The following is a 23,881-nucleotide window of genomic DNA, read 5'->3' as shown; positions in this document are numbered from 1 at the left end:
TTAATCTTTTTAATATCCAAATCTTTGTTTTCCTTGTATGATTTAATTCTATCAGCCAGCATTTTGTTATATATAAACCTGACACAGCCAAAAGTTCCAGCAAAATACAATTTTTGTTCTTTGTTCGGGTAAATCCTGTATTTATAAGCTTTTAACACATTTTCACCTCATTTCATTCCTTGATTTTCAATGTACTCCTTAACTATATCAATTGGAACACCACCAGTTGTTATAAGGCAATAACTTTTACTCCAGAAGTACTCTTTCCATAATTGTTTTTTTATTGTTCGTCAAGTAGTTATTATTTTAGGCATCGAACCTAAAATAACAAGGACTATTCATCTCCCACTTATAGAAGATAGGAGAATTACGCCCTTTTTGTTAAAATTAATCTGCTCTTTACATATTATTATATCAGGAGACATTTTTCCTATCTACTCTTAGACTTTTTCATTTTAACCTTAATCAATCATTTCTAATAGATTGAGAAAATTAAGGCTATAATTATTTAACATAAGTAACAACATTTCCTGTTCTCCTGAGACATGCCATTTCTGGCGTTTGGGAATATCCAAGCGCAAGTCCTCCACAAATCGTTTCATTTTCCTTTAAACCCAGTTCCACTAAATATCCATGAATACATTTATTATCATCTAACCAGTGAAGCTGATTTATCCAACAAGAACCTATATCCAAAGACACTGCTGCTAACATCATATTTTCCAATGCAACTGAGCAGTCTGCCATAGCATTTCCATATTCCCTTTGATTTGCAGCCACAATTAATGTAGGAGCATTGTATATGAAATCATAGCCACCTTTTTTTGATGCCAAAATTGAATTCTTTATACTTTTATAGATACCTTCTTCAATCTCCATGTTGGCGAATTCTTTTTCTACCATTAATTTTAATTTCTGTAAAGTTTCTTTATTTTGTATTACTATAAAATGGTTTGTTTGATTATTTCCACCGCTTGGGGCAAAACGCCCAGCCTCAATAATTAGAGAAAGCTTTTCATCTGGAATTTGATCTTTCCCATATTTACGTATACTTCTTCGCTTGCGAATAGTCTCTAATACTTGACTTTCCATAAAATTAACCTCCAATACTCAAAATTAATTTAATATAAATTTATCCTACTTCTCGATACTTTCAATTAATTCACAGGTGGATTTGTTTATAATGTGTTAAACATAAAAATAACAATGTCCTGAATCCCTTCAAAACACTGCTACCACTGATTTGGTAGTCCCTAGGAGAATCGAACTCCTGATTTCACCGTGAGAGGGTGACGTCTTAACCGCTTGACCAAGGGACCTCATACTAATTTTTGCAATCAACAGGTATTATTATATATTTTTTTATTCATTTAGTCAATATTTTTTAGTATATTTTGCTGACAAAAAATATGAAATCCCCATCACTTACTCAAAGCAAAAATATTAAATTTTTCCTTTAACATCTTTTTATAGAAATTCTCTTCCATAGTAAATTTAGTTCCAAGCAGTCCAACTTTTTTCAATCCTTTTTCAATTACCTTTTTACCGGTTACTTCAGCTATATGCAAAACTCTTATTCCTACTTTATTTTCTATATCATCTGCCATTTTATGTATTGTATTAGTGCATATTAAAGTGTACATTAAAATAATACCATATCATTGATTAAGTGGTAAATTGTAATTTCAGATTATCTACATTATAATAAACATGTTAAATTATAAATACAGGGGGATGTTGTCTTTGTCAAAAAAATTTTTTTCCAGAGTTTATAACTTAGTTTCTAAAATACCACCGGGAAAAGTTGCTACTTACGGTCAAATAGCTGCCATACTGGGAGAACCCAGAAATGCTAGGATAGTAGGTTGGGCCATGAAAAATGCTCCCAATAATCTCCATCTCCCCTGCCACAGAGTTGTCAATAGATCTGGAAGTCTTTCACCAGACTATGTATTTGGAAGCTCTGATATTCAAAGATACCTTTTAAAATCGGAAGGAATTACTTTTAAAAGTGATGGACATATAGATATGGAAAAATGCCTATGGGACGGAAAAAGTTAAAAAAGTACTTTACCCAGTAGACCCTTCATAGCAAAATTCCCTTTAAACAAAAACAAAACTCAACATAAATTAACAGATGAGAGAAACCATATTATTATATAACTACTTGCAAATTATTTGCAAGTAGTTATATAATAATATGGTAATGCATTCTATACAAATATATATATCTTCATAATTTTGACTATACATACCGCTGTTGCACCTAACAATAAACAAATGGAGGAATTTTAATATGATCCATATAAAAGATTTAACTTTTTCCTACACTGGCAGTCCACCTTATTTACTATATAAAATAAATTTAAACATTGAAAAGGGAGCTTATGTTTCAATTATAGGGGAAAATGGCAGCGCTAAAACCACTCTAATAAAATTGATTTTAGGATTGTTACATCCTTTAAAAGGCACCATACATGTGTCAACAAAAAAAATCGGCTATGTTCCTCAAATGATGGAAACTTTTAATTCTCAATTTCCCATTACAGTTTCTGAGTTAATTAAATGCCATATGAAAATTTTAAAGATAAAAGATAAAGCATCCGTGGACAGATGCTTGAATATTATGGGGATGAGCAAATTCAAGAATAGTCTTATAGGAAATTTATCTGGAGGACAGCGCCAGAAAATATTTATAGCTAGAGCGCTCATAGGTCATCCAGACCTACTGATATTTGATGAGCCATCTACAGGAATTGATATTCCAAGTCAGAAGGATATATATAAGTTAATAAGCAATTTAAACAGAAATTCATCCATAACAATACTATCTGTAGAACATAATTTAAAGGCTGCTCTTGAAAATTCCAGTCAAATATGCACTATAGATAGCGGAAATATATCCCTATATAATATTGAGGAATATAAAAGATTAACAGCTCTTAAAAATTAAAATACTTTCACTGGAGGGAAATTATGTTACAGTACAGTTTTATGCAAAATGCAATCATTGCGGGTATATTCATATCCATATTATGCCCTGCGGTAGGCACATTTCTAGTTTTGAAAAGATATTCCATGATGGGAGACACCCTGTCACATTCCTCTCTTGCCGGTGTGGCAATAGGACTAGTATTGGGATACAATCCCATACTAACTTCTTTTATATTTACCTCCATTGCAGGATTGACAATAGAATTTTTAAGAAGTTATTATAAAAAATATGCTGAATTGATATTGGTAATAGTACTTACCCTTTCTGTTGGCATTGCAATTGTACTTATAAGTACGGGAAAAGCAAATGCAAACGTCAACTCCTATTTATTTGGAAGTATACTTACAGTATCTAAAAATGACCTATTTACAGTATTCTCCTTAAGTATAATTTCAGTTTTGACTTTATTTTTTCTATACAACCAACTTCTCTATATAACCTTTGACGAAAATGGTGCAAAAGTCTGTGGAATAAAGGTAAAACTCATAAACTACCTCTTTGCTCTTTTGGTAGGCGCTACTATTTCAGTATCTATTAGAATACTGGGTATTCTCGTAATTTCATCTATGATTGCCATGCCCGTAGCCGCATCTCTCCAGCTTCACAAAGGTTTTAAACTTACGTTTATATTTTCCATCATATTTGGATTTATAGACATAATGCTGGGATTATTTCTATCCTATTATATAAACAGTGCTCCTGGAGGTACCATAGCACTTATTTCAGTACTGCTGCTTTTAATAATATTAACTTACAAAAAACTTTTTAACAGATAACTTTTTTATAAGTTTATTAATCTATAAGGTAATTGACCATTTAAATACATTTCTAGGACTTTTTTACCTGTTTTATATAATCTCCTATGTTTTTGTACATACTGGACCAAGATCGTTTGCAGAACATAATTGTTACATCGCTTCTCTTGGATTTGTTTTTTATTATTTCAGATATGTTATGCCCTATATAATCCGTTAATACCAATACTAAATCCGTATTTTCAGGTATTTTTATTTTTCTGTCACCTTTTTTTCTTCCACTGACATGACCTATTTTATTAAATCCATTTTCCCTTAGTTTATCCTTTATGTTCCCTAGCCTGTCTCCTCCAATAACCAAAATACTCATAATAAAATCCTCCTTTTTTCAATTAAATTTATCCGAATCATGGTATAGAGACTAAAATTTATATATCGCAATTGATATTGATTCTCATTTTTAATTTTAACTTAACTTCTTCTTTTTGTAAACAGCAAAATTAAAACCTGATAAATTTTATAAAATTCATCAGGCAAAACTTCTTTTATCAAAACAAACTAATTTTCTATTCCTTTCCTAGCTTTTACACCTTTAACATAATAATGTTTTATTTCTTTCATCTCGGTAACTAAATCCGCTCTTTCAACTATTTGAGGATCTGCATACCTTCCAGTTAGTATAACCTCTGTTTTTTCAGGTTTCATATCCAAAAGTTGCAATACCTCATCTACAGTAAAGAGCTTATAAAATACAGCTACATTTATCTCATCCAATACGACCACATCATAATCCCCAGAACTAAGTATTTTCTTGACTTTCTCCAGACCTTCCCTAGCCACTTTTATATCCTTCTCACTGGGTTTATCAAATATAAAGACATCTCTTCCAAATTGTTCTAATGTAAAATTAGGCAAATATTCTCCTGCTTTTAGTTCACTGTAATCCATACCTTTCACAAACTGTCCAAAAAAGACCTTCTTGCCGGCACATATGGCTCTAAGAGACAGACCTAGTGCTGCTGTAGTTTTACCTTTGCCATTTCCAGTATAAACTTGAATATACCCTTTATCCATTATTAACATCGACTCCCTTTTTATCATAATCATAATAATTCGCTAATTTAAAACTTTTTTAACGTCTTCACCCTGTATACTTTAATATTCTTCAGTTTTAGCTTTTTCAACAGCTTTTCTCCAAAATCAATTTTTTCTCTATCTTCATATATTATACCCAATACATTTCCACTATGGGCTCCCACTATTCCAAGTCCCGAAGTCCTGTCCTTTATATCGATTACTCTCTCTAAGAAATCATAATAGAGTCTTCTTTGATTTCTTATTATACTCTCAGTGGACACATAGGCCAATTTACTTAGGTTTTTCTCCATTATTGCCCCTTTAAGCAGAGGCACTAAATCATCAACGTCACTTAATTCCGGTAAATTCCTACGGTTGAATTCCACGGTATCAACAATTTTCTCTCCTTCAAAAGCAAGTATATCATAAGACATATAGTCTCCTAATGTACATTTATACTTTCCATTTTTATATTCAAACAAAGTCATTTTCTTAAATATTATACTATCTGTAGGCTCTATATTTACACAATTTTCTATAAGTTCTGATTCACTGAATTCTCTATTGAACATGCTTATGAGAGAGTAGTAAACTGCACATAAGTCTGCTGTACTACTGGCAAGCCCCTTTCCACGGGGAATCCGGGAATTTATTTCTATATCTATATTCTTATAATATCTTTCGTATCCCCAACATTTCAATATGTTTAATAAAAAATCAGATGACTTTTTCAAATTCATTCTCCTTACAGGATCATCACATTCTATAAGTTTAACTTCAGTATAAATATTTACAGGACAAGATAATAAAATATCTTTACCATCCATTTTCCCTTGAAGTATTTCACCAAAACTTCCAGGATAAACCGCTGCAGCTTCCATAAGATACATCCTTTACCAATAACTTTTAACTATACCTTAACCTAAAAATCATTTAATAGCCCCTTTTATATATTCTACCAGATCATTCACATTGTGAAAAACACGATTATAGTCCATCTTTTTTCTTTCTATTATAAAAGCATATATTCCACAATCCAAACAAGCTCTTATCTTATCAAATGTGCCGCCCTCCATGCCGCTATCTTTAAGCAGCATGGCCTGAGCTTTATATTCCCTTATAAAAGCACAATTCAACTCATAACTAACAGGTCCTTTCAACGCTATTATATCGTCCAATGCTATATTTCTGTCATGAAATTCACTTAAAACTTTTACAGTAGGCAGTACCCTGTAAATTATCCTATTTTTCAGATTCAATGCAAGTATTTTATCTAAATTTCTACTACCTGTAGTATTCAATATAGTACCATTTATATCCTTGAGTTTTAATTTCAATTCATCGTAATCCTCTACTTTTACAACTTTAAATTCATCTTTAAATTCTTCTATACAAGAGGATCTTTCATACCTTACATATTCTATATTCAGCTTACTACAGGCTTCAATGGCATTTCCGGTAACTTCCACTGCATAGGGATGGGATGCATCCACCAACATTTTTACATTTTTCTTTTGTAACTCATCTAAAAGTCTTTCAAGATTAAGAGGTTTGTCATTCATATAGCTGTATTTATAACCCTTCAGAAGAGAAGCTCCATATTCCGTTGCTGTAGATACAAATATGTCCCTCGTAAATTCATTTAACATCGAAAGTATTTTTTTCCCCTCACAAGTTCCAAGAATCAATCCTATCATAATTAAGACTCTCCTTAATAAATAACTTAAATCCCAACTTTTTTACCCATAAGCGGATTGCCTCCTATACAATCCTCTACATGCTGTACATATATTTTTTGAAAATCTTTATTCTCCCCGAGTCCGTGAATATACACATCAACTTCAAAACCTTCATTTTTAAGTATTCTCTTCCACGAACCACTACCTTTTCCTGCCATGTCGTTTAGTACATGATCCCCTGCTACCAGCATAAATGGCATGAGAGTGACTTTTTTTATTCTATTCTTCTTCAATTTTAGTATTACGTTTTCAATTGTTGGATATCCTTCTACCGTACCTATAAAAACATTTTTCAATCCTAAATCATCCAATATATATTGAAGCATGGCATAAGAAGCATTACATGGATGAGTAGAGCCATGTCCCATTAACACCACTGCATCATTTCTACCCAGGGTGGGGATTTGACTTTTTAAAGCTTCAGCTGCTGTTATATAATCATCTTTTCTATATAGTATAGGCCTTCCTACCACTAATTTATCAAAAAAAGTTGAATATTTTCTTACATCAACCACTATCTTGTTATACTCATCTCCCGGCATTATGTGAAGAGGCTGTACATATACCTTCGAAAACCCATCATTTCTCATCTTAATCAATGCCTCCGGGACACTATCTATTTCAATTTTCATTTCCCTCTTTAATTTTTTGATTATTACTCCCGAAGTGAAAGCTCTTCTCACTTCATATTCTCTAAATTTCTTTTTAATCTCCTTCTCCGTATTTTCAATACAGCTTTTAAATGTTTCCAATACGCTGGTTCCAAAACTGACCACCAGAATACCTTTTTTTAAATTACTCAATTCACACCACCTCCCTTATACAATGCACAATTCATAGTTCACAATTAATCACTTTAATCCATCAATTTATATCCTCTGGGAGTTATAAACCTACCTTCCTTTAAATAGCTGTTACTGTTACCCACTATTACTATGGACATCATATCTACTTTGTCTTCTTCAAAAGAATCCATGGTAAAAATCTGAAATTCTTGTCCTTCCCGTAATGCATTTTTAACTACAGCCACCGGTGTTGAGCCATCCCTATATTTTTTCACAATACCCATACACTCTTTTAAATAATAAGGTCTTCCATGGCTTTTGGGATTGTAAAAAGATATTACAAAATCACCAGAAGCTGCAAGTTCCACTCTTTTTTTTATGAGCTCATAAGGCGTCATGAGATCACTTAAGCTTATATTGCAATTATCATGCATGAGAGGTGCTCCCACTACAGATCCTGCAGCAGAAGAAGCAGTTATTCCAGGAATAACTTCCACCTGTTCATCTTTTTTTAATTCCAGAATAAGACCTGCCATTCCGTATATTCCCGAATCACCCGTACTCACTATGGAAACCACATTATTTCTGGAAAGTTGAAGAGCCTGTCTGCACCTATCCAATTCACCTCTCATACCTGTAGAAAAAACCTTTTTATTTTCAATTAAGCTCTTAATTATGTCTATATATTTGGTATATCCTATGATTATTTGGCTATTTTTTATTGCCCCCATGGCTCTTATAGTCATATTTTCAATGCTCCCAGGCCCAATTCCCACTACATAAAGCTTGCCCAAACCTAACACATCCTTTTATCATATTTAAGTTTTCCAATACAAAGTGTCATTCCACCTGACTTTATTTTTCCGGTAACCAGATCTGATCCAGTAAGTTCTACACAAGGCTCACACACAGCCCTTACCCCCACAGATTCTTCAACGAAATCACTGCCTTTATAATTGTTTTGTACGCTTTTTATCTCTTCTAAAGAAAATATCCTTACCTTACACTTAAAATACTGTGCTAACTCAATTACAGCCTTTTCTTGGGCCTTAATTTCTGCAGTAGCTATATATTTTATGGCTCTTTCATCTATATTATTATCTTCAAGTAGTTCTACAACTTTATCTATCATATCTGAAGGCTTAAAACCTTTTCTGCAGCCAATTCCAAGCACAATATTTTTTCTCACAAGTTTTAAAGTTCTAACACTCTCCATATTCAAATTTTTCTTATGAGTTATGCATAATATTCCCTGAACATTTCCCAATTGCAAACTGTATCCATAGGGAACGTCTATTAAATTATCTTCATCTACAAATCCAACTTTTTCGCCTTTTACTAAAAGCGCCGCTAAATATTTTGCATCCTTTAAACTGTCTATAACAAGATCATTATCTCTGGCCAAAACATCCGGTGCCTTGATCCCCATATTATCTGTAGCAGTAGTTATCACCGGCACTGCCTTTAAAACATCCGCCAACTTTATCGTCAGTTCATTTGCCCCGCCTAGATGACCGCTTAAAAGGCTTATTGCAAATTTGCCTGAACTGTCTATTACAACTACCGCCGGATCCCTATCCTTTGATTCTATAAAAGGAGCTATTGCTCTTACCGCTATACCTGTAGAACTTATGAATACAATTTTCCTGTATTTTGACATAACCATTTCAGTTATACTTTTCAAATTAAAACTGCAGTTGTTTTTTGAATAAAGATCTAGGGAAAAAACTTCTGCAAGTTTTGCAGCTATTTTGTCTCCAGCATCTGTAACACTAATTACCGCTATCTTCATTTTTTGCCTTTCTATACATATGTGTAAAGTTTTCATTATACAATAAACTGTTGTCATATCTGCAGCTAATAAAATCTCCCACCAATATCTGTGCAGTTTTCGTTATATCTTCATTTTTTACCTTTTCTGCAATATCATCCAATGTCCCTATTACACATTTTTCATCCTGCCAGGTAGCTTTTTGAATAACTGCTACAGGTACATTTCTTCCATAACCCTTTTTCAATTTTTCCACTACTTTGTCTATCATACTTACAGATAAGAACAACGCCATAGAGCATCCTATAGATGCAAGTTTTTCTAAATTTTCGTTCTCAGGTACCGGCGTCCTGCCTCCTATTCTCGTAAGTATTACACTCTGACTGACATTTGGCAGAGTAAATTCACTTTTTATTGCAGCAGCCGCTGCTGTAAAAGAGCTTACTCCCGGTATTACTTCATATGGTATGTCAAGCTTATTTAGTTCATCCATTTGTTCTTTTATAGCCCCATAGATGGTAGGATCTCCGGTATGTAATCGCACTATCTTTTTTCCCTTCCTGTAATATTTATCTATGGTTTCAATAACCTCTTTCAATGTCATGGAAGCAGAATTATAAATTTCCACATTATCTTTGCAATACTTCATATGTTCCCTGCTTACAAGAGATCCTGCATATATCACCACATCTGCACCAGACAGTATATTTCTTCCCTTCACCGTTATCAGATCCACATCTCCAGGACCTGCTCCTATAAAGTAAACTTTATTGGTCATATCTATCCCTCCATTATTTTCTCTGTGCTATTATAAGTGACATATAATCTCTGTTTTTCAGTATATCTTCCCTATTTCTCAATATCAGCTGTCCCTTCCTGCAGGCCCTTTTTACAAAAACATATTTGAAACCTTTTTGCTCTAGTCTATCCAAAACTTTTTCCTCATTCTTATATACTTTCATTATAACTACAAATTTTTCCTCTCCTATTTTATCCACCTGATTCGCGGGCAAAATAAGCACTCTCTCGTCGCCTATGACAATATTTTCACCTGCTAAGCTGGCAGCTGCACAAAAAGATGTTATTCCCGGTACAGTTTCTGTATTATATCCTTTATTTTTTATATGGGTTAAAAGATATATATAAGTACTGTACACAAAAGGATCCCCTATGGTAAGAAATGCTACATTTTTTCCTTCTTTTAATTTTGACTCTATACTCTCAAAAGCCTCGAATACCTTTTTATTCTGATCTTTTCCGCCCATGGGAAAATGCTTTATTATAACTTCTTTATGTTTATCTACAAAATTTCTGGCTGTATCAAATGCTATGCTGCTTTCTCCCTCTCTGGCACAGGGAGCTACTATTACATCACATTTTTTTATGGTTCTCACAGCCTTTAGAGTAAGTAACTCTTCGTCCCCCGGCCCAACTCCTATTCCGTATAGAGTGCCCATAGGTGTATCTGTATTTTTCATTTAACTCTCTACTCCTTTACATACAAAATTTGAGCTTTGAAATTTGGTATTTAAATAAAAAGTTTATGGCTTAATTGCAGTAACTATAAATATACTGTTGTTGGAAGTCATCATATAGCTTTTACCCCTGGTTTTGTTTATATATACCTGTATACATTCCACCTGATACTTCATATCCTTAAGAGTGTTTAAAGCTCTATACAAATTATCTAAAGTTATGAAATTCAGTACCATATTTGCCTGTGTTTTTAATTTTAAACTGTACTTCTTTATTATGTCCTCTATATTTCCACCGCTGCCTCCTATAAATACTGCATCAAATCCAGGACTTATATCTTCCTCCACCTCAAGAGCTTCCCCTTTTATAATAGTTAAATTATGTACGTCGAATTTTTTTCTATTTTGCTCGATAAGGTGAATGGCTTCTTCATTTTTTTCAACAGCAAAAATTTCACCCTTACTGCATATTTTAGCCAGCTGTATACTTACAGAGCCAGTACCAGCTCCTATGTCCAGTACTCTTGAATCTTCTTTTATGCCCAATTTGGAAATACTTAATATTCTGATTTCCTCTTTTGTCATTGGACAGTTTCCTCTTATAAATTCATTATCCTTTATGTGTATCATAAGAACTCTCCCTTTTTTCTATTACAACTACAGAAAGTCCGGCAAATTTTTTACTTCTTATCTCTTCTACATTTCCCACAGTAATTTTTTCATCCTCGTAGGAAAGATTTTCCCCCACATACACTTTGGCTTCTATAGATTCTCTTTCCAGCACCCTACACATATAATCCGGTGAATGTATGCTATCCGTAAACCATACGGATATATGATTTTCTTTTACTATATTACAAAAATCTTCCCGTCTGCCGTGAAGGCTTCCTAAAAAAGCTCCCTGCCAGCTTAACTTTATTTTAGCCATCATATACTGAAAAGAGCTGATACCTGGAACAATTTCTATATTTCCCCGGTAATTTTTCTTTAAATATTCGGTTATTCCATAGTAAAGAGGATCTCCAGATGCCGCTACTGATATCTTTTCATATTCACTATGTTTTATAATATCTGTTATATCCTCTAATTTTTTAACCACTATCTTATGCTTGTCTATAAACTTCAAACTCTCCACAGCCCTTTGAAACCCAAGTATAACATCAGATTGTTCCATTATAGACACAGCCTTTGGAAGTACATATTCTTTATTTCCAGGTCCTATTCCAACTATAAAAACTTTTCCATTCATTTTTATTCCACCCACTGTTGAATTATTTTACACTACTATAAAGCACTCCTGCCTTCATGGAATACATTATAACATCTACACTAATTGAACCATAAGTATACTGTTCTATTCTATCTTTTATCTTCAATCCTATATTCTCGTACAGCCCTTCATATCCTTTCCCCAGAAATTCTACAGCTCCCTCTGTAGTTTTCTGCTTATAAACCTCTCTTACAAGCTCTGTAGGTTCACCCATAAGGGCAAGTTCAAGAGCCAGTGTTTCAAGTCTCATGTCCGATACCCTGCTGTGGGTGTTGAAACATCCCGAAGCAACTTTACTGAGCTTTCCTATATGGCCTATCACAAGTACCTTCTTTATTTTTTTGTCCATACAGCAATTCAATGCAAACCCCACATAATTAGACATTATAATCATTTTGTCCTTATCCAGATTAAGCTTCAATGCCATATCTTCACCCATACTTCCAAAAAGAAGAATCAAATCCTCACACCCCTGGGCAGCCTTCTGGCCTATCTCCAGCTTCACAGACTGCATTAAGGCCTCCCGGGACATTGGCACTACAATCCCAGTAGTTCCAAGTATCGAAATTCCTCCAACTATATTAAGCCTTGGATTAAAGGTTTTTTTAGCTATTTCCGCACCTTTTGGAACAAAAATTGTAACTTCCACGCCACAATCTTTCGGGAGTACCTCTTTTACCTCTTTTTCAATCATCTTTCTCGGTACTGGATTTATGGCATGTTCCCCTTTTTTTACATAAAGTCCGTCTCCTTGAACCACACCAATTCCCTTCCCGGCTTTTAAAACATATCCATGAGGAATTCTCTTAACTTTTGCCCATATTTCCATGCCGTTGGTTACATCAATATCGTCTCCTCCATCTTTCAGCACACAGCACTTTACGCAATCCTTTCCCTGAACTGTTTTATAAACAGGTATCAAGAGTTCAACTCCCATAGGAGTGTCTATTTTTATTTTCTCAAGTTTCCTGCCAAAACACAGCATGGTCACTGCCGCCTTTGCCGCAGCTGCTGCACAGGAACCTGTAGTATACCCGCATCTCAATTTCTTTCCATTGTGATTTACATACATGTCCAGCACAACTTATCACCTCAAAACATCATCTGGTTATCATATACATAAGAGAATTTACTATTGCCGCTGCTATATTACTTCCGCCTTTTCTCCCTCTTATAGTTATCATAGGTATATCCAGCTTTTCAATTTCCCTTTTGGATTCTTCTGCTCCCACAAAGCCTACAGGAGCTCCTACTATAAACTTAGGCCTGGCTTTCCCTTTAAGTACAAGTTCCTTTAATTTAAATAGTGCTGTAGGAGCATTTCCAAATACAAAAAATTCCACCCCTTCTTCAACTGCTTTTTCTACCGCGGCCATTGAGCGAGTTATTCTATTAGTCCTGGCTATTTCTGCTATTTCATCCCTGTTTACAAAGCATTCAACTCTACAGTGGAGCTTATTTACCACCTTTTTATTTATACCTGCTGCTGCCATATTTGTATCAGTATATATAATTGTCCCTTTCTTCAAAAGCTGGAGTGCACTGTCTATAGCTCCTTGTCTTATATATATTATGTCTTTATACTGGGTGTCTCCCGTAGTATGTATTACCCTTTTTACTACATAAAGCTCCTTTTCTGAAAAACTATGTTCTCCCATCTCCTGCTCTATTATTTCAAAGCTCCTCTTTTCTATATACATAGGTGACTTTATATAATCCATGACTATACATTCTCCATTCCTGCAGAAGTTGGTTGCTCATCTTTTCTAATATCCACAAGAACCGTACCATCTACATTGGCTTCTGAAAAACTTCCCATATTATCCATAACATAAAGTGCCGCTTCTATTATTCCAAAAGCCATAGGGCATCCTGAACCTTCTCCAAGCCTCATCCCCAAATTGAGCATAGGAGTTAACCCCAATTCCTCCATTACATATTTGACTGCAGGTTCCGCCGAAAGATGAGAGGCAAATAAATAATCCACTACCTTATTGTTCAACCTGAAAGCACAGAGGGCAGCTACTGAAGATATAAAGCCGTCAATTACGATTGGGACCCTGTTTTTGGCAGCCCCTAAAAAACAGCCGCATATACCTGCTATATCAAAGCCTCCCACCTTTGACATTGTATCAATTGGATCATCGGAATCTGGCTTATTTATGTCAATAGCACGCTGCACTGCCTTCTTTTTAGCATCAAACTGACGGTCTGTAACCCCTGAACCCTTTCCAACTGATATATCCACAGGAAGATCTCTAAGTACACTTAAAACCGCAGAACTTGTAGCGGTATTGCACACGCCCATCTCACCCGTACCAAACATATCATAGCCCTTTTTCACAAGTTCATCCACTATTTCAATTCCAACCTCAATGGCCTTTACACACTCTTCTCTGGTCATAGCCGGCTCCACAGTCATATCCTTAGTTCCATAAGCCACTTTTCTATTTATAATTCCAGGATCCTTAAAATCATAATCTACACCGATATCCACTACAGTTCTGTCAGATTTAAAAAAATCCCCAAGTACACACACACCTGTTATACCTCTTACAAAATTTTTAGTAATAGTTACTGTAAGTTCCTTAGGGCAGCTGCTCAAATTTTCATTCCAGATCCCATTATCTGAGCACATTATAACTATGTTTTTCTTATGGATCCTATTGTGGGTTTTCCCCGTTATTCCAGCCATTTTAGCTATTATTTTTTCCAATTCCCCAAGACTTCCTATTGGCTTCGCAAGATCGTCTATAGATACCCAGGCTTTTTTCACAGCCTCTTCATTCTTTCCCTCTATGGCGCTTAAGGTTTTCTTCAATAATTCCAATAATATCACCCTCCTTATTTTTTGACTCCCCTCAAAATTTCCTCAATCATATTCAAATTTCCAAAGAAATGGACATGGGCATAGGCTCCCAAAGTATTTTTATTTACATACCCACAGTTCCACTGTTTTATCTGCCCGCTATAAATGTCTTTAGTAAGCGTATAGATCTTTTTTTCATTTGATTCAATATAGGATTTATGAAACTCATGACAATTTATCTTTAATTTTAAGGGCAAAATACTGTTTTCTTCAGTCACTTCAATCTGGGCATATCCAAAATGCTGCAGTTCTGAAGTCATATACGTATTCCCTTTAAAAAATCCCACTGTATCAAAAATATGACCTTTCTCCATTCCTTCAATACTTTCCGTCAAATACATAAGTCCTCCACATTCAGCGTAACAATTAAGACCTGATTTCAAATATTTATTTACACTTTCCAGCATGGATCTATTAGCACTTAATTCTTCTACAAAAACCTCCGGGTAGCCACCTCCTATATACAAAAAATCTATATCTTCAGGCAGATATTTATCCTTAAGAGGGCTGAAAAATATAACTTCTCCACATTCCTCAAGAAGTTCTATGTTTTCCTTGTAATAAAAACTAAAGGCTTTATCATAAGCTACTGCTGTCTTTATCCCCCTATTTTGAAGATGGTATTCATCCTTGAAATCAGGGCTCTCCTTAAAAAACTTCAGAAGCATGTTCATATTTACATTTTTCAGAACAAGTTCGCTGCACAACTCTATTTTTTCATTTAGATCTTCTATCTCCCTGCTTTGAACCAATCCCAGATGCCTACTCTCTAGAGAAAGTCTTTCATCTTTTGGCACATATCCGAAGACCTTCAAATTGCAATTTTTCTCTACAGCAGCTTTTAAAAGCCTGTAATAACTCTCATTTACATTGTTAAAAATGATTCCACATACATTTACATTTTCAAAATTGACTATCCCATTTATCTCAGCACACAGAGTAGTACTTTGAGATTTAGGACTTATAATTAAAATTACAGGTAAATCCAATACTTTAGCTATATGTGCTGTAGAATATCTACTGTCTATTCCCTTGCCATCGTAAAGTCCCATAACCCCTTCAATTATACCTAAATCTCCCCTACCCCTGCTAAAAGACGCCTTTACCCCATTTTCTCCCATAAGGTAGATATCTAGATTTCTAGAAGCCGTTCCAGTTACACTTTTATGAAATGCAGGATCTATATAATCAGGTCCCACTTTATATCCCTGAACCTTATATCCACTTCTTATAAGAGCTTTCATAATTCCAAGAGTCACTGTAGTCTTCCCTCCACCGCTGCTATCTGAAGATATAATAATACTTTTCAAAATAACCTCTACCTTTCCCAGCTCAATTCCATTTTAAACTTATATACCCTAATTTTCTTCCTTTATCCACCTGCATATGTCCATGGCATAATAGGTAATTATCATGCCTGCCCCAGCTCTTTTCATACAGGTGAGCATTTCCTTCACTATAGATTTTTCATTTATAAGACCCGCTTTAGCTGCTGCCTTGACCATTGCAAATTCTCCACTTACATTATAAGTTGCTATAGGCACATCAAATCTTTCTCTTGCAAGCTTAACTACATCTAAATAGGCCATGGCCGGCTTTACCATTATTATATCTGCTCCCTCTTTTATATCATCTTCTATTTCCAGCATAGCTTCTCTTATATTTCCGGGATCCATCTGATATGACTTCCTATTTCCGAATTTAGGGGATGAATTGGCAGCTTCTCTAAAGGGTCCATAAAATGCGGAACAGTATTTAGCACTGTAAGCCATTATGCCCACATCCTTGAATCCATTTTCGTCCAAAGTATTTCTAATAGCTCCCACTCTTCCATCCATCATATCAGAAGGAGCCACCATATCAGCTCCAGCTGCAGCGTGGGACAAAGCTATTTTTGCAATATATTTTATAGTTTTATCATTATCAACTTCATGCCCATTTAATATCCCGCAGTGACCGTGACTGGTGTATTCACACATGCACACATCAGTAATTACAAAAAGTTCTGGATTCAATTCCTTAAGTTTCCTGATAGCTCTTTGAACTATTCCATTTTCCTCAAAAGCCGAGGTGCCAACTTCATCTTTATATCCTGGAATTCCAAATAAAATTACACTCTTTACCCCAGCATCTTTAAGCTCATCTACAATATCATGAAGCATGTCTACAGAATAATGATAATTGTTTTCCAAAGAAGATATTTCCCTTTTGATATTTTCTCCCTCCACCACAAACAGCGGATAGATAAAGTCCTGCCTGTTAAGGGCTGTTTCCCTTACCATATCCCGTATAACTTGATTTTTTCTAAGTCTTCTGTGTCTTGTAAACATCTCTATTACTACCTTTCCTTATTTTATATTTAGATATCACTGTGAATCGTGCACTGTGAATTGTGCATTGTGTAAACAATAGTATCTATAACACCTTTTGTAGTGTACTCCTGAGACATATGATAATATATATCATGTTTTTCTAATTCCTTTCCAGTTATAGGACCTATAGCTACCACTTTTTTCTGCCTTATAGCTTCAATTCCAACAAGACATATCATATTTTTGACTGTGGTAGGGCTTGTAAATACCACTATATCCACATTATCAAAACATTCTCCATGAGGTAATTTGCCCAATACAGTCTCATAAGTATAACATTCATCCACGATACATCCTTCTTTCCGCAGGGTTTCTGCCAGATAAGGCCTTGAATTTTTAGATCTCGGAATAAATATCTTGTCTCCCTTTTTTATAAAACTTTTCATTTTGTCGTGGAGGCTTTCAGCTACAAATTTTTCTGCCACCATTTCCGGTATAATTCCCCTCTGCTTTATAGCTTTTTCTGTAGCAGGACCTATTGCCGTAAACTTTCCTTTTATCTTTCTAATATCGTAGTTTTCACTTAAAAGCCTGTCAAAGAAACTATTTACTCCATTTACACTGGTAAACACAATATAATCATAGTCCGAAAGCCTGTTTATATATTTTTTAATATTTTCTGAAGTATACTTTATTTCAATAGAATGTATTTCAGTAACTTCTGCTCCCAGGTCCAGTAACTTTTGTCGCATTACCCTTGACTGTGTTTTGGATCTGGCTATACAGACATTCCTCCCAAAAAGTGGCTTTTTTTCATACCAGTTCAGCTGTTCACTAAACCCGACCACTTCCCCTATTACTATTATACAGGGAGAGGACAATGAAGCCTTGCTGGCCTTTTCGCATATATCATTAAGCTGTCCTACAATCTTTTTTTGTTTTGCAGTAGTTCCATTCATTACTACTGCACAAGGTGTATTTTCCCTCATTCCATTTCTCATCAAATTGCCGCATATTATACTTAAATTTTTAAAGCCCATCAGGAAAATCAAAGTACCACCTATTCTGGCTGCAGCATTCCAATCTATTTTCAATTTATCTGCAGTTTTCCCTGTAAACACATGAAAACTTTGAGCTATTTTTCTATGGGTTACAGGTATACCTGCATAATTCAGCACAGAAATAGGTGATGTAATTCCCGGAATAACCTCAAATTCAATACCTTCTTTCAAAAGAGCAAGAGCTTCTTCTCCTCCTCTTCCAAATATATAAGGATCTCCCCCTTTAATTCTTCCTACAATATGACCCTCTTTTGCCAGTTTAATTAACATTGCATTTATCTCATCCTGACTTTTATAATGACAACCTGGTTCTTTTCCACAATAATATATTTTACAGTGATCATTCAAATATTTTAAAACTCCGGTACCTGCCAATCTATCATACATTACTACAGTACATTCTCTAAGTTTCCTCACGGCTTTTAAAGTTATAAGTTCCTCATCACCAGGACCTGCACCTATAAGATAAACTTTACCCATATGCAACCTCCCTCAAGAATTTATTATATTTTTAGCAAGTTTTTCACCTAAAAACATATAATTTTCTTCATTACCCGTTATGTCCTTTTTCACCAATTTACTTCCCATCTTAAATATTCCTATGATATTTATAAGATTACCCTCTATTTTGGCATAGGCACCTATTGTAGAATGGCAGTCTCCCTTCAATGTCCTCATAAAACTTCTTTCAGCTTCCACGCAGATTCTCGTACTCCTATCATTTAAATTCACAAAAAAATCTTTGTGCTGGCTGTTCTTTTTTATTTCCACCCCCAGAGCTCCCTGCCCAATGGCAGGTATCAATTCTTCTATTGGAAAATAATCTGTTACTAATTTTTCAAGTTTTAATCTCTTAATACCTGCTGCAGCTACAACTATTCCCTGCAAATCCTGTTCTTTTATCTTTTTTATCCTGGTCTGTATATTGCCTCTTATAGCAACTATCTCCAAATCAGGTCTTAAAAGTTTTATCTGGGCAGCCCTTCTATTACTGCTTGTACCAATTTTTGAGCCTTCGGGCAGTTCTTCAAAATGTACATTACCTGCCGAAATAAAAGCATCTCTTACATCTTTTCTTTCTAGTACAGCCGCTATTTCAAACTCACCGGGAATGTCGAAGGGAACATCCTTCATGCTGTGAACTGCTGCATCCGCCTTGCCCTTCAAAAGTGCCAGCTCAATTTCTTTTAGAAACAGCCCCTTTCCTCCTATTTTATTTAAAGCTATGTCAAGTCTTTTATCTCCAGTAGTTTCTACAAGTATTTTTTGACATTCAGCATTAAAATTTCTTTTCAATATACCCATGACTATTTCAGTCTGAAGTTGAGCCAGTTTGCTCTTTCGAGTTGCAATCTTAAACTCCAAATGATATCACCCCCTACAAAAACGAATCATCATTTACCCAAAAAACATCTTCATTATCATAGAAGATTTCCCTTTTCTGTAGAAAAAGTAAAAATCCTCCGTACACACAAATCTCATGACTTTTTCTCTATATTCCATATTTCCCATATTGTTTCTCACTTTAGAGGTAAACTTCACAAAATCATCATAGTCCTTCAAATATTTTACTACCTCATCTGCAATAAACCTCGAAGTCATAGGAGACACACCTACTCCCATAGTATTAATTCCCAGGGAAATATTTTCAGTATTCCTCTGACATGGGATAATACAGCTGCCATTTTCAGGTTCTGAGGCATCTAAATAAATTTTACACAACTCCCTGCAATGCCTTCCTATAACCTCATTTAATTCTCTATCACTGGTGGCAATGACCACAATGTGTTTATCCTCTATATATTTTTTTTGATATAAACCCGGAATTATATTGACATTCAAATTATCTTTCATATGATAAAATTCCTGGATAAACTCCGGTGAAAGCACGTATACCCTGCATCCTTTCAGCGCAAAAGTCCTTGACTTTATATAAGCTGCTCTTCCTCCGCCTATTACTATAACTTTTATTTCCGACGGCAGTAGAGCAATGAGCATATTTGAATTATTCTTCAACAGGTTTTTATTCACTTCTCTATCTTCTCCTCCAGCTAAATCTTTTTCAGCAGGTTTATCAGCTTTTGATTTTTAGCTCTATCCTTTATTGCCAGTCTTATAAATCTGCAGTCCAGACCTTTAAAATTGCTGCATTTTCTTATGAGTATACCCTTCTCCAGACATCTTTTATAAAGTTCTTCACAGTTCACACCCTGTATTCTGCAAAGTATAAAATTACTGAATGTATCATATACTTTTTCTATTATGTGAATTTTACTCAAATTGTCCATCATAAATTTTCTTTCATTTTCAATCCATTCAAGAGAGCTGTCCATATAAGATTTATCCCTCAATACGTATTTACCTGCCGTCTCTGCAAAACAATTTATATTCCAGGGATTTTGTTTAGCTCTTATTTTATCCATCAATTTCCTGTCTCTACAGAGCCCATAACCCATTCTTATTCCAGGTAGTGCAAAAAATTTTGTAAGCGCCCTCACGACAAAAATACATCTGTTCTGTTCCATTTCCTCTAAAAAACTACAGTTCCTTTTACCTGTAAACTCCACAAATGCTTCGTCTATAATTATTGTCCTGTGGTTTTCACTGCAGAAATTTACAATTTCATGAAATCTGCTCTTATCTATTATCACACCATTGGGATTATTGGGATTTCCCAAGATCAGAGCCTCCGCATCTTTAATCTTTGATTTAATATCCTGATAATCATAATCCATATTCTCTGTCAAATTGGAATAGCTTATACTGCACTTCCATTTCAGTGCGTCTTTCTCATACTCTATAAAAGAAGGCACTACTATACATATACTTTTAAAGCAGCTTATGGCCAGATCTATTATTTCAGCAGCCCCATTTCCCAAGACTATATCTCTATCATCAATGACATTTTCTCCATCATATCTAGAATTTCCAAAATAATTCTTTGAAAATTTCAAATACCTCTTTATATTACACTTTAATTTTCTGTACTCAGCATCTGGATATTTTTCCACACTTTCCAGTGCTTCACCTATATTTTTTCTAAAACTGTCCGGTACGCCTAAAGGATTTATATTTGAGCTGAAATCCAAAAGCTCCTTTCCCTTCAAAAGTCCTTCTGTATATATATCTCCACCATGTTCCATATAAACACATCCTAATCCCAATCTTGATCTTTAAATATAGCTCAAATTCAGCACAATCAGTATTATTCCAATTAAAATCACCATGAATATTTCTGTAAAATACATGAGATCTATACAATGCTTTATGTGTTCAAAATTCAATGTTGTAAGCTTATCTCCTATAGTAGGCTTATACACTATTTCACCAAAATAAACATTCGTACCGCCAAGCTGAACTCCCAGGGCACCTGCTGCTGCGGCTTCCGGATAAGCACAATTTGGACTCTTGTGATTTTTTCTATCCCTTATCATAATCTTTAAAGCTTTCATTGGGCTGCCATTTATCATAAAAGATGATATGCACATCAGCAATCCCGTAATTCTTGCAGGTATAAAGTTGAATAGATCATCTATCTTAGCGGGAAAAAATCCTATATACCTATACTTTTCATTCATATAACCAAGCATTGAATCCATAGTATTTATACCTTTATAGAGCATAGCAAAAGGTGCTCCCAGTACGGCTGCATATATAAGCGGGGCTATAACTCCATCGGAAGTGTTTTCTGCCACCGTTTCCACATCTGCCCTTATTATCTCCTCACTGTTTAAGTTAGATGTATCCCTACCCACTATATAGGAAAGCTTTAATCTTGCATCCTCAATATTCTCTTCCTTCAATGAATAATATACCTTTTTAGCTTCCACAGCTAGACATTTGGCGGAAATAGTTGTCCACATAATAAATACATTTACTATATGATATAAAACCATATGCTTTCCAAGAAGCATAAGCACAGCAAATGGAACCAAAAAGCTTACAGCTCCCACTACTAAAACTATCAAACCCCCAAAAGCTTTTAAAGTACCATTTTTCCTGCAAAATTTTCTTCCTCTTTTTTCTAAATAGGATATAAGTTTCCCTATATATATAACGGGATGCGGAAACCAATGTGGATCCCCAAATATCCAATCCACTATAACTGCTGCAAAAAGATCTATCATATTTATACTTATAAGGGAAATAGACAAATCAATCCCCCCATTCTAATATTACTGTAAGTAACTGTACAAGCTTTGTATCCATTATCTATTTACACTCATAATGGCATATATCTTATCTATGTCAAGATTTTTTCTCACTATACCAGCAAGTTTTTCTATCTCGCCTTCCCTAAGATCTTCATATACTTTGGACTTTTTATAACTCAAGCCTTTATTTTGTCTTATTTTATTTAAAATATATTCTCTGAAATCAATGGCATCAAAAACGCCGTGTATATAAGTTCCAAATACATTTTGTCTTGTGTTTACAGCTCCATCTTCTATATTGACTTTTTCTCCATTTTTCTCCGTAAATCTAAACAGCGGCTTTGCATTTTCACCATATTTGCATATGCCCATATGAATTTCATATCCATAGACATCCAATTTTCTTCTTTCTAAGGATCCATTTCCTTTTATAAAAGGGAAATCAATATTGCTTATGGCCTTTATCCTTGTGGTTACTTTTTCTTTTTCAAATACAGTTTCTATATCCAGAAGATCCATTCCCTCTACTTCTCCCATATCAGTTTCTGTTTTATATGGATCGCTTATGGTCTTTCCAAGTATTTGATAGCCTCCACAAACCCCTATTACAATTCCGCTTTCACTGTATTTTTTAATACAGGCTTCAAGTCCACACTTTCTAATTTTTATCAAATCTTCTATAGTATTTTTGCTGCCCGGAATTATAAGTAAATCAGGGTTCCCAAATTCTTCTACAGAAGTTATGAATCTCACTGAAACATCCTCTTCACTTTTCAGTGCATCCAAATCTGTGAAATTAGAAATATGGGGCAATTTTATTACAGCTATATCTATAGGTGCTGTAACCTTCCTGTTAAATTCCACAGCTCCATCTTCATCTTCCAGTGCCAGATTAAAATATGGTATAACTCCTATGCAGGGAACTTTAATAATATCTTCCAACATATTAAGACCGGGTTTTAGTATATCTATATCCCCTCTAAATTTATTTATTATTGTACCTTTAACTCTTTTCTTTTCCTCTTCATCAAAAAGCAGCATAGTCCCTGCAAGAGAGGCAAATACTCCTCCTTTGTCTATATCACCGGCTAAAATCACCGGTGCATCCACTATCTCAGCCATGCCCATATTCACGATATCTCTATCTCTTAAGTTTATTTCTGCAGGACTTCCTGCGCCCTCCATCACTATTATTTCAAAACTTTCTTCCATTTTTTTAAAATGATCTCTAAGCATGTCCCTAAATTCCAGCTTCATGTTGTGATATTCCATGGCAGTGCTGTTACCATATACCCTGCCATTTACTATTATCTGACATTTTTTATCCGAAGTTGGTTTCAACAATATTGGATTCATATAAGCCTCAGGCTGCAGTCCTGCAGCATAAGCCTGAAGCACCTGGGCACGCCCCATCTCTTTGCCATCCAGAGTTATATAGGAATTTAACGACATATTTTGAGATTTGAATGGACATACTGAATATCCATCCTGTTTAAATATCCTACAAAGAGCAGAGACAATTATACTTTTACCCACAGAAGAACCCGTTCCCTGGATCATAATTTTCGCCATCATAACCACTCCTCTAAACCTGTTAAATAAAATAAAAATTTATTTT

Annotated in this window: 28 protein-coding genes, 1 tRNA gene and 1 pseudogene; 3 read left to right on the top strand and 27 right to left on the bottom strand. The window is 34.7% G+C overall.

Annotated elements, in window-relative coordinates; translation table 11 throughout:
* The 5 genes and pseudogenes from J5G60_RS06355 to J5G60_RS06335 form a co-directional block, all read right to left on the bottom strand.
* Positions 1-158, bottom strand: a 158-nt coding sequence (locus J5G60_RS06355) for a helix-turn-helix domain-containing protein (RefSeq protein ID WP_207876520.1), incomplete at its 3' end; no start/stop codon positions are given.
* Between the two features lie 9 nt (positions 159-167).
* Positions 168-284, bottom strand: a pseudogene (locus tag J5G60_RS06350) (transposase); the annotation flags it as partial.
* 220 nt (positions 285-504) lie between these two features.
* Positions 505-1,092, bottom strand: coding sequence for a nitroreductase family protein (locus tag J5G60_RS06345; RefSeq protein ID WP_150357650.1), 588 nt, complete (start codon positions 1,090-1,092; stop codon positions 505-507).
* A gap of 152 nt (positions 1,093-1,244) precedes the next feature.
* A tRNA-Glu gene (locus tag J5G60_RS06340) sits at positions 1,245-1,319 on the bottom strand.
* A 102-nt stretch (positions 1,320-1,421) separates the two neighbouring features.
* Positions 1,422-1,643, bottom strand: a complete 222-nt coding sequence (locus tag J5G60_RS06335; RefSeq protein WP_150357652.1) for an aspartate/glutamate racemase family protein — start codon at positions 1,641-1,643, stop codon at positions 1,422-1,424.
* 100 nt (positions 1,644-1,743) lie between these two features.
* Here J5G60_RS06335 and J5G60_RS06330 point away from each other — a divergent pair, with 100 nt between their 5' ends.
* The 3 genes from J5G60_RS06330 to J5G60_RS06320 all read left to right on the top strand — a co-directional run bounded on the left by J5G60_RS06330 (position 1,744) and on the right by J5G60_RS06320 (position 3,771).
* A complete protein-coding gene (locus J5G60_RS06330) occupies positions 1,744-2,061 on the top strand; it encodes an MGMT family protein (protein ID WP_150357654.1) in 318 nt (105 codons plus the stop codon).
* Positions 2,062-2,296: 235 nt separating this feature from the next.
* On the top strand, positions 2,297-2,953 hold the full coding sequence (locus J5G60_RS06325) for a metal ABC transporter ATP-binding protein (RefSeq protein ID WP_150357656.1): 657 nt from the start codon (positions 2,297-2,299) through the stop codon (positions 2,951-2,953).
* A gap of 23 nt (positions 2,954-2,976) precedes the next feature.
* Positions 2,977-3,771, top strand: coding sequence for a metal ABC transporter permease (locus tag J5G60_RS06320; RefSeq protein ID WP_150357658.1), 795 nt, complete (start codon positions 2,977-2,979; stop codon positions 3,769-3,771).
* A gap of 52 nt (positions 3,772-3,823) precedes the next feature.
* On the opposite strand, the gene J5G60_RS06315 is transcribed toward J5G60_RS06320, so the two are convergent.
* The 22 genes from J5G60_RS06315 to J5G60_RS06210 form a co-directional block, all read right to left on the bottom strand.
* On the bottom strand, positions 3,824-4,120 hold the full coding sequence (locus tag J5G60_RS06315; RefSeq protein WP_150357660.1) for a DUF2325 domain-containing protein: 297 nt from the start codon (positions 4,118-4,120) through the stop codon (positions 3,824-3,826).
* Between the two features lie 188 nt (positions 4,121-4,308).
* Positions 4,309-4,824 (bottom strand): cob(I)yrinic acid a,c-diamide adenosyltransferase, encoded by a 516-nt coding sequence (gene cobO, locus J5G60_RS06310; protein WP_150357662.1) that lies wholly within the window; start codon positions 4,822-4,824, stop codon positions 4,309-4,311.
* 47 nt (positions 4,825-4,871) lie between these two features.
* A complete protein-coding gene (locus J5G60_RS06305; RefSeq protein WP_150357664.1) occupies positions 4,872-5,708 on the bottom strand; it encodes a GHMP family kinase ATP-binding protein in 837 nt (278 codons plus the stop codon).
* Between the two features lie 48 nt (positions 5,709-5,756).
* Positions 5,757-6,524: a cobalt-precorrin-6A reductase gene (locus J5G60_RS06300; RefSeq protein WP_150357666.1), complete on the bottom strand. Its 768-nt coding sequence runs from the start codon at positions 6,522-6,524 to the stop codon at positions 5,757-5,759.
* A 26-nt stretch (positions 6,525-6,550) separates the two neighbouring features.
* Positions 6,551-7,369, bottom strand: coding sequence for a sirohydrochlorin cobaltochelatase (locus J5G60_RS06295; RefSeq protein WP_150357668.1), 819 nt, complete (start codon positions 7,367-7,369; stop codon positions 6,551-6,553).
* A 53-nt stretch (positions 7,370-7,422) separates the two neighbouring features.
* On the bottom strand, positions 7,423-8,145 hold the full coding sequence (gene cobJ / locus J5G60_RS06290) for a precorrin-3B C(17)-methyltransferase (RefSeq protein ID WP_150357670.1): 723 nt from the start codon (positions 8,143-8,145) through the stop codon (positions 7,423-7,425).
* 2 nt (positions 8,146-8,147) lie between these two features.
* Positions 8,148-9,143, bottom strand: a complete 996-nt coding sequence (gene cbiG / locus J5G60_RS06285) for a cobalt-precorrin 5A hydrolase (RefSeq protein ID WP_150357672.1) — start codon at positions 9,141-9,143, stop codon at positions 8,148-8,150.
* The gene (gene cobM / locus J5G60_RS06280; RefSeq protein WP_150357674.1) at positions 9,124-9,900 is read right to left on the bottom strand and encodes a precorrin-4 C(11)-methyltransferase; all 777 of its coding nucleotides are present in this window, start codon (positions 9,898-9,900) and stop codon (positions 9,124-9,126) included. Before cobM ends, cbiG begins: the two co-directional genes overlap by 20 nt.
* 13 nt (positions 9,901-9,913) lie before the next feature.
* The gene (locus tag J5G60_RS06275; RefSeq protein WP_150357700.1) at positions 9,914-10,579 is read right to left on the bottom strand and encodes a cobalt-factor II C(20)-methyltransferase; all 666 of its coding nucleotides are present in this window, start codon (positions 10,577-10,579) and stop codon (positions 9,914-9,916) included.
* An 84-nt stretch (positions 10,580-10,663) separates the two neighbouring features.
* Positions 10,664-11,227 carry a precorrin-6Y C5,15-methyltransferase (decarboxylating) subunit CbiT gene (gene cbiT / locus J5G60_RS06270; protein ID WP_150357676.1) on the bottom strand — a complete coding sequence of 188 codons (564 nt, stop codon included), beginning with the start codon at positions 11,225-11,227 and terminating at the stop codon, positions 10,664-10,666.
* The gene (cbiE, locus tag J5G60_RS06265) at positions 11,208-11,846 is read right to left on the bottom strand and encodes a precorrin-6y C5,15-methyltransferase (decarboxylating) subunit CbiE (protein ID WP_150357678.1); all 639 of its coding nucleotides are present in this window, start codon (positions 11,844-11,846) and stop codon (positions 11,208-11,210) included. The genes cbiT and cbiE overlap by 20 nt, the downstream gene beginning before the upstream one ends.
* Positions 11,847-11,868: 22 nt before the next feature.
* Entirely contained in the window at positions 11,869-12,948 is a 1,080-nt protein-coding gene (gene cbiD, locus J5G60_RS06260) for a cobalt-precorrin-5B (C(1))-methyltransferase CbiD (RefSeq protein ID WP_150357680.1), read from the bottom strand.
* A 19-nt stretch (positions 12,949-12,967) separates the two neighbouring features.
* A complete protein-coding gene (locus tag J5G60_RS06255) occupies positions 12,968-13,588 on the bottom strand; it encodes a precorrin-8X methylmutase (RefSeq protein WP_150357682.1) in 621 nt (206 codons plus the stop codon).
* A 2-nt stretch (positions 13,589-13,590) separates the two neighbouring features.
* Positions 13,591-14,697, bottom strand: a complete 1,107-nt coding sequence (gene cobT, locus J5G60_RS06250) for a nicotinate-nucleotide--dimethylbenzimidazole phosphoribosyltransferase (RefSeq protein WP_150357684.1) — start codon at positions 14,695-14,697, stop codon at positions 13,591-13,593.
* A 14-nt stretch (positions 14,698-14,711) separates the two neighbouring features.
* Positions 14,712-16,046: a cobyrinate a,c-diamide synthase gene (locus tag J5G60_RS06245; RefSeq protein WP_150357686.1), complete on the bottom strand. Its 1,335-nt coding sequence runs from the start codon at positions 16,044-16,046 to the stop codon at positions 14,712-14,714.
* Positions 16,047-16,094: 48 nt separating this feature from the next.
* Positions 16,095-17,066: a porphobilinogen synthase gene (hemB, locus tag J5G60_RS06240; RefSeq protein WP_150357688.1), complete on the bottom strand. Its 972-nt coding sequence runs from the start codon at positions 17,064-17,066 to the stop codon at positions 16,095-16,097.
* A 29-nt stretch (positions 17,067-17,095) separates the two neighbouring features.
* Positions 17,096-18,589: a uroporphyrinogen-III C-methyltransferase gene (cobA, locus tag J5G60_RS06235; RefSeq protein WP_150357690.1), complete on the bottom strand. Its 1,494-nt coding sequence runs from the start codon at positions 18,587-18,589 to the stop codon at positions 17,096-17,098.
* Positions 18,590-18,601: 12 nt separating this feature from the next.
* Positions 18,602-19,474, bottom strand: coding sequence for a hydroxymethylbilane synthase (hemC, locus tag J5G60_RS06230; RefSeq protein ID WP_150357692.1), 873 nt, complete (start codon positions 19,472-19,474; stop codon positions 18,602-18,604).
* Between the two features lie 33 nt (positions 19,475-19,507).
* Complete coding sequence (locus tag J5G60_RS06225) at positions 19,508-20,140, bottom strand: NAD(P)-dependent oxidoreductase (protein ID WP_150357694.1); 633 nt, start codon at positions 20,138-20,140, stop codon at positions 19,508-19,510.
* Between the two features lie 20 nt (positions 20,141-20,160).
* Entirely contained in the window at positions 20,161-21,252 is a 1,092-nt protein-coding gene (locus J5G60_RS06220) for a pyridoxal phosphate-dependent aminotransferase (protein WP_150357696.1), read from the bottom strand.
* Positions 21,253-21,282: 30 nt separating this feature from the next.
* On the bottom strand, positions 21,283-22,236 hold the full coding sequence (gene cbiB, locus J5G60_RS06215; RefSeq protein ID WP_150357702.1) for an adenosylcobinamide-phosphate synthase CbiB: 954 nt from the start codon (positions 22,234-22,236) through the stop codon (positions 21,283-21,285).
* Between the two features lie 81 nt (positions 22,237-22,317).
* Positions 22,318-23,835: a cobyric acid synthase gene (locus J5G60_RS06210; RefSeq protein WP_150357698.1), complete on the bottom strand. Its 1,518-nt coding sequence runs from the start codon at positions 23,833-23,835 to the stop codon at positions 22,318-22,320.
* Positions 23,836-23,881 lie beyond the last annotated feature (46 nt).

Source organism: Clostridium sp. HV4-5-A1G (assembly GCF_900184915.1).
Lineage (GTDB): Bacteria > Bacillota > Clostridia > Clostridiales > Clostridiaceae > Clostridium_B > Clostridium_B aromativorans.
The sequence above is the reverse complement of the archived record's forward strand: the minus strand, read 5'-3'. Positions and strand labels throughout refer to the sequence as shown.

What these genes read in the sequence shown, in the direction of transcription:
- cbiG (WP_150357672.1), bottom strand. Translation starts at nt 9,143, where the DNA reads ATGAAGATAGCGGTAATTAGTGTTACAGATGCTGGAGACAAAATAGCT.
- J5G60_RS06305 (WP_150357664.1), bottom strand. Translation starts at nt 5,708, where the DNA reads ATGGAAGCTGCAGCGGTTTATCCTGGAAGTTTTGGTGAAATACTTCAA.
- J5G60_RS06275 (WP_150357700.1), bottom strand. Translation starts at nt 10,579, where the DNA reads ATGGGCACTCTATACGGAATAGGAGTTGGGCCGGGGGACGAAGAGTTA.
- cbiE (WP_150357678.1), bottom strand. Translation starts at nt 11,846, where the DNA reads ATGAATGGAAAAGTTTTTATAGTTGGAATAGGACCTGGAAATAAAGAA.
- J5G60_RS06210 (WP_150357698.1), bottom strand. Translation starts at nt 23,835, where the DNA reads ATGGCGAAAATTATGATCCAGGGAACGGGTTCTTCTGTGGGTAAAAGT.
- J5G60_RS06255 (WP_150357682.1), bottom strand. Translation starts at nt 13,588, where the DNA reads ATGGATTATATAAAGTCACCTATGTATATAGAAAAGAGGAGCTTTGAA.
- hemB (WP_150357688.1), bottom strand. Translation starts at nt 17,066, where the DNA reads ATGTTTACAAGACACAGAAGACTTAGAAAAAATCAAGTTATACGGGAT.
- J5G60_RS06335 (WP_150357652.1), bottom strand. Translation starts at nt 1,643, where the DNA reads ATGTACACTTTAATATGCACTAATACAATACATAAAATGGCAGATGAT.
- cobO (WP_150357662.1), bottom strand. Translation starts at nt 4,824, where the DNA reads ATGGATAAAGGGTATATTCAAGTTTATACTGGAAATGGCAAAGGTAAA.
- J5G60_RS06320 (WP_150357658.1), top strand. Translation starts at nt 2,977, where the DNA reads ATGTTACAGTACAGTTTTATGCAAAATGCAATCATTGCGGGTATATTC.
- cbiT (WP_150357676.1), bottom strand. Translation starts at nt 11,227, where the DNA reads ATGATACACATAAAGGATAATGAATTTATAAGAGGAAACTGTCCAATG.
- cbiB (WP_150357702.1), bottom strand. Translation starts at nt 22,236, where the DNA reads ATGATAGATCTTTTTGCAGCAGTTATAGTGGATTGGATATTTGGGGAT.
- cobA (WP_150357690.1), bottom strand. Translation starts at nt 18,589, where the DNA reads ATGGGTAAAGTTTATCTTATAGGTGCAGGTCCTGGTGATGAGGAACTT.
- J5G60_RS06345 (WP_150357650.1), bottom strand. Translation starts at nt 1,092, where the DNA reads ATGGAAAGTCAAGTATTAGAGACTATTCGCAAGCGAAGAAGTATACGT.
- J5G60_RS06315 (WP_150357660.1), bottom strand. Translation starts at nt 4,120, where the DNA reads ATGAGTATTTTGGTTATTGGAGGAGACAGGCTAGGGAACATAAAGGAT.
- J5G60_RS06300 (WP_150357666.1), bottom strand. Translation starts at nt 6,524, where the DNA reads ATGATAGGATTGATTCTTGGAACTTGTGAGGGGAAAAAAATACTTTCG.
- J5G60_RS06325 (WP_150357656.1), top strand. Translation starts at nt 2,297, where the DNA reads ATGATCCATATAAAAGATTTAACTTTTTCCTACACTGGCAGTCCACCT.
- cobM (WP_150357674.1), bottom strand. Translation starts at nt 9,900, where the DNA reads ATGACCAATAAAGTTTACTTTATAGGAGCAGGTCCTGGAGATGTGGAT.
- J5G60_RS06220 (WP_150357696.1), bottom strand. Translation starts at nt 21,252, where the DNA reads ATGGAACATGGTGGAGATATATATACAGAAGGACTTTTGAAGGGAAAG.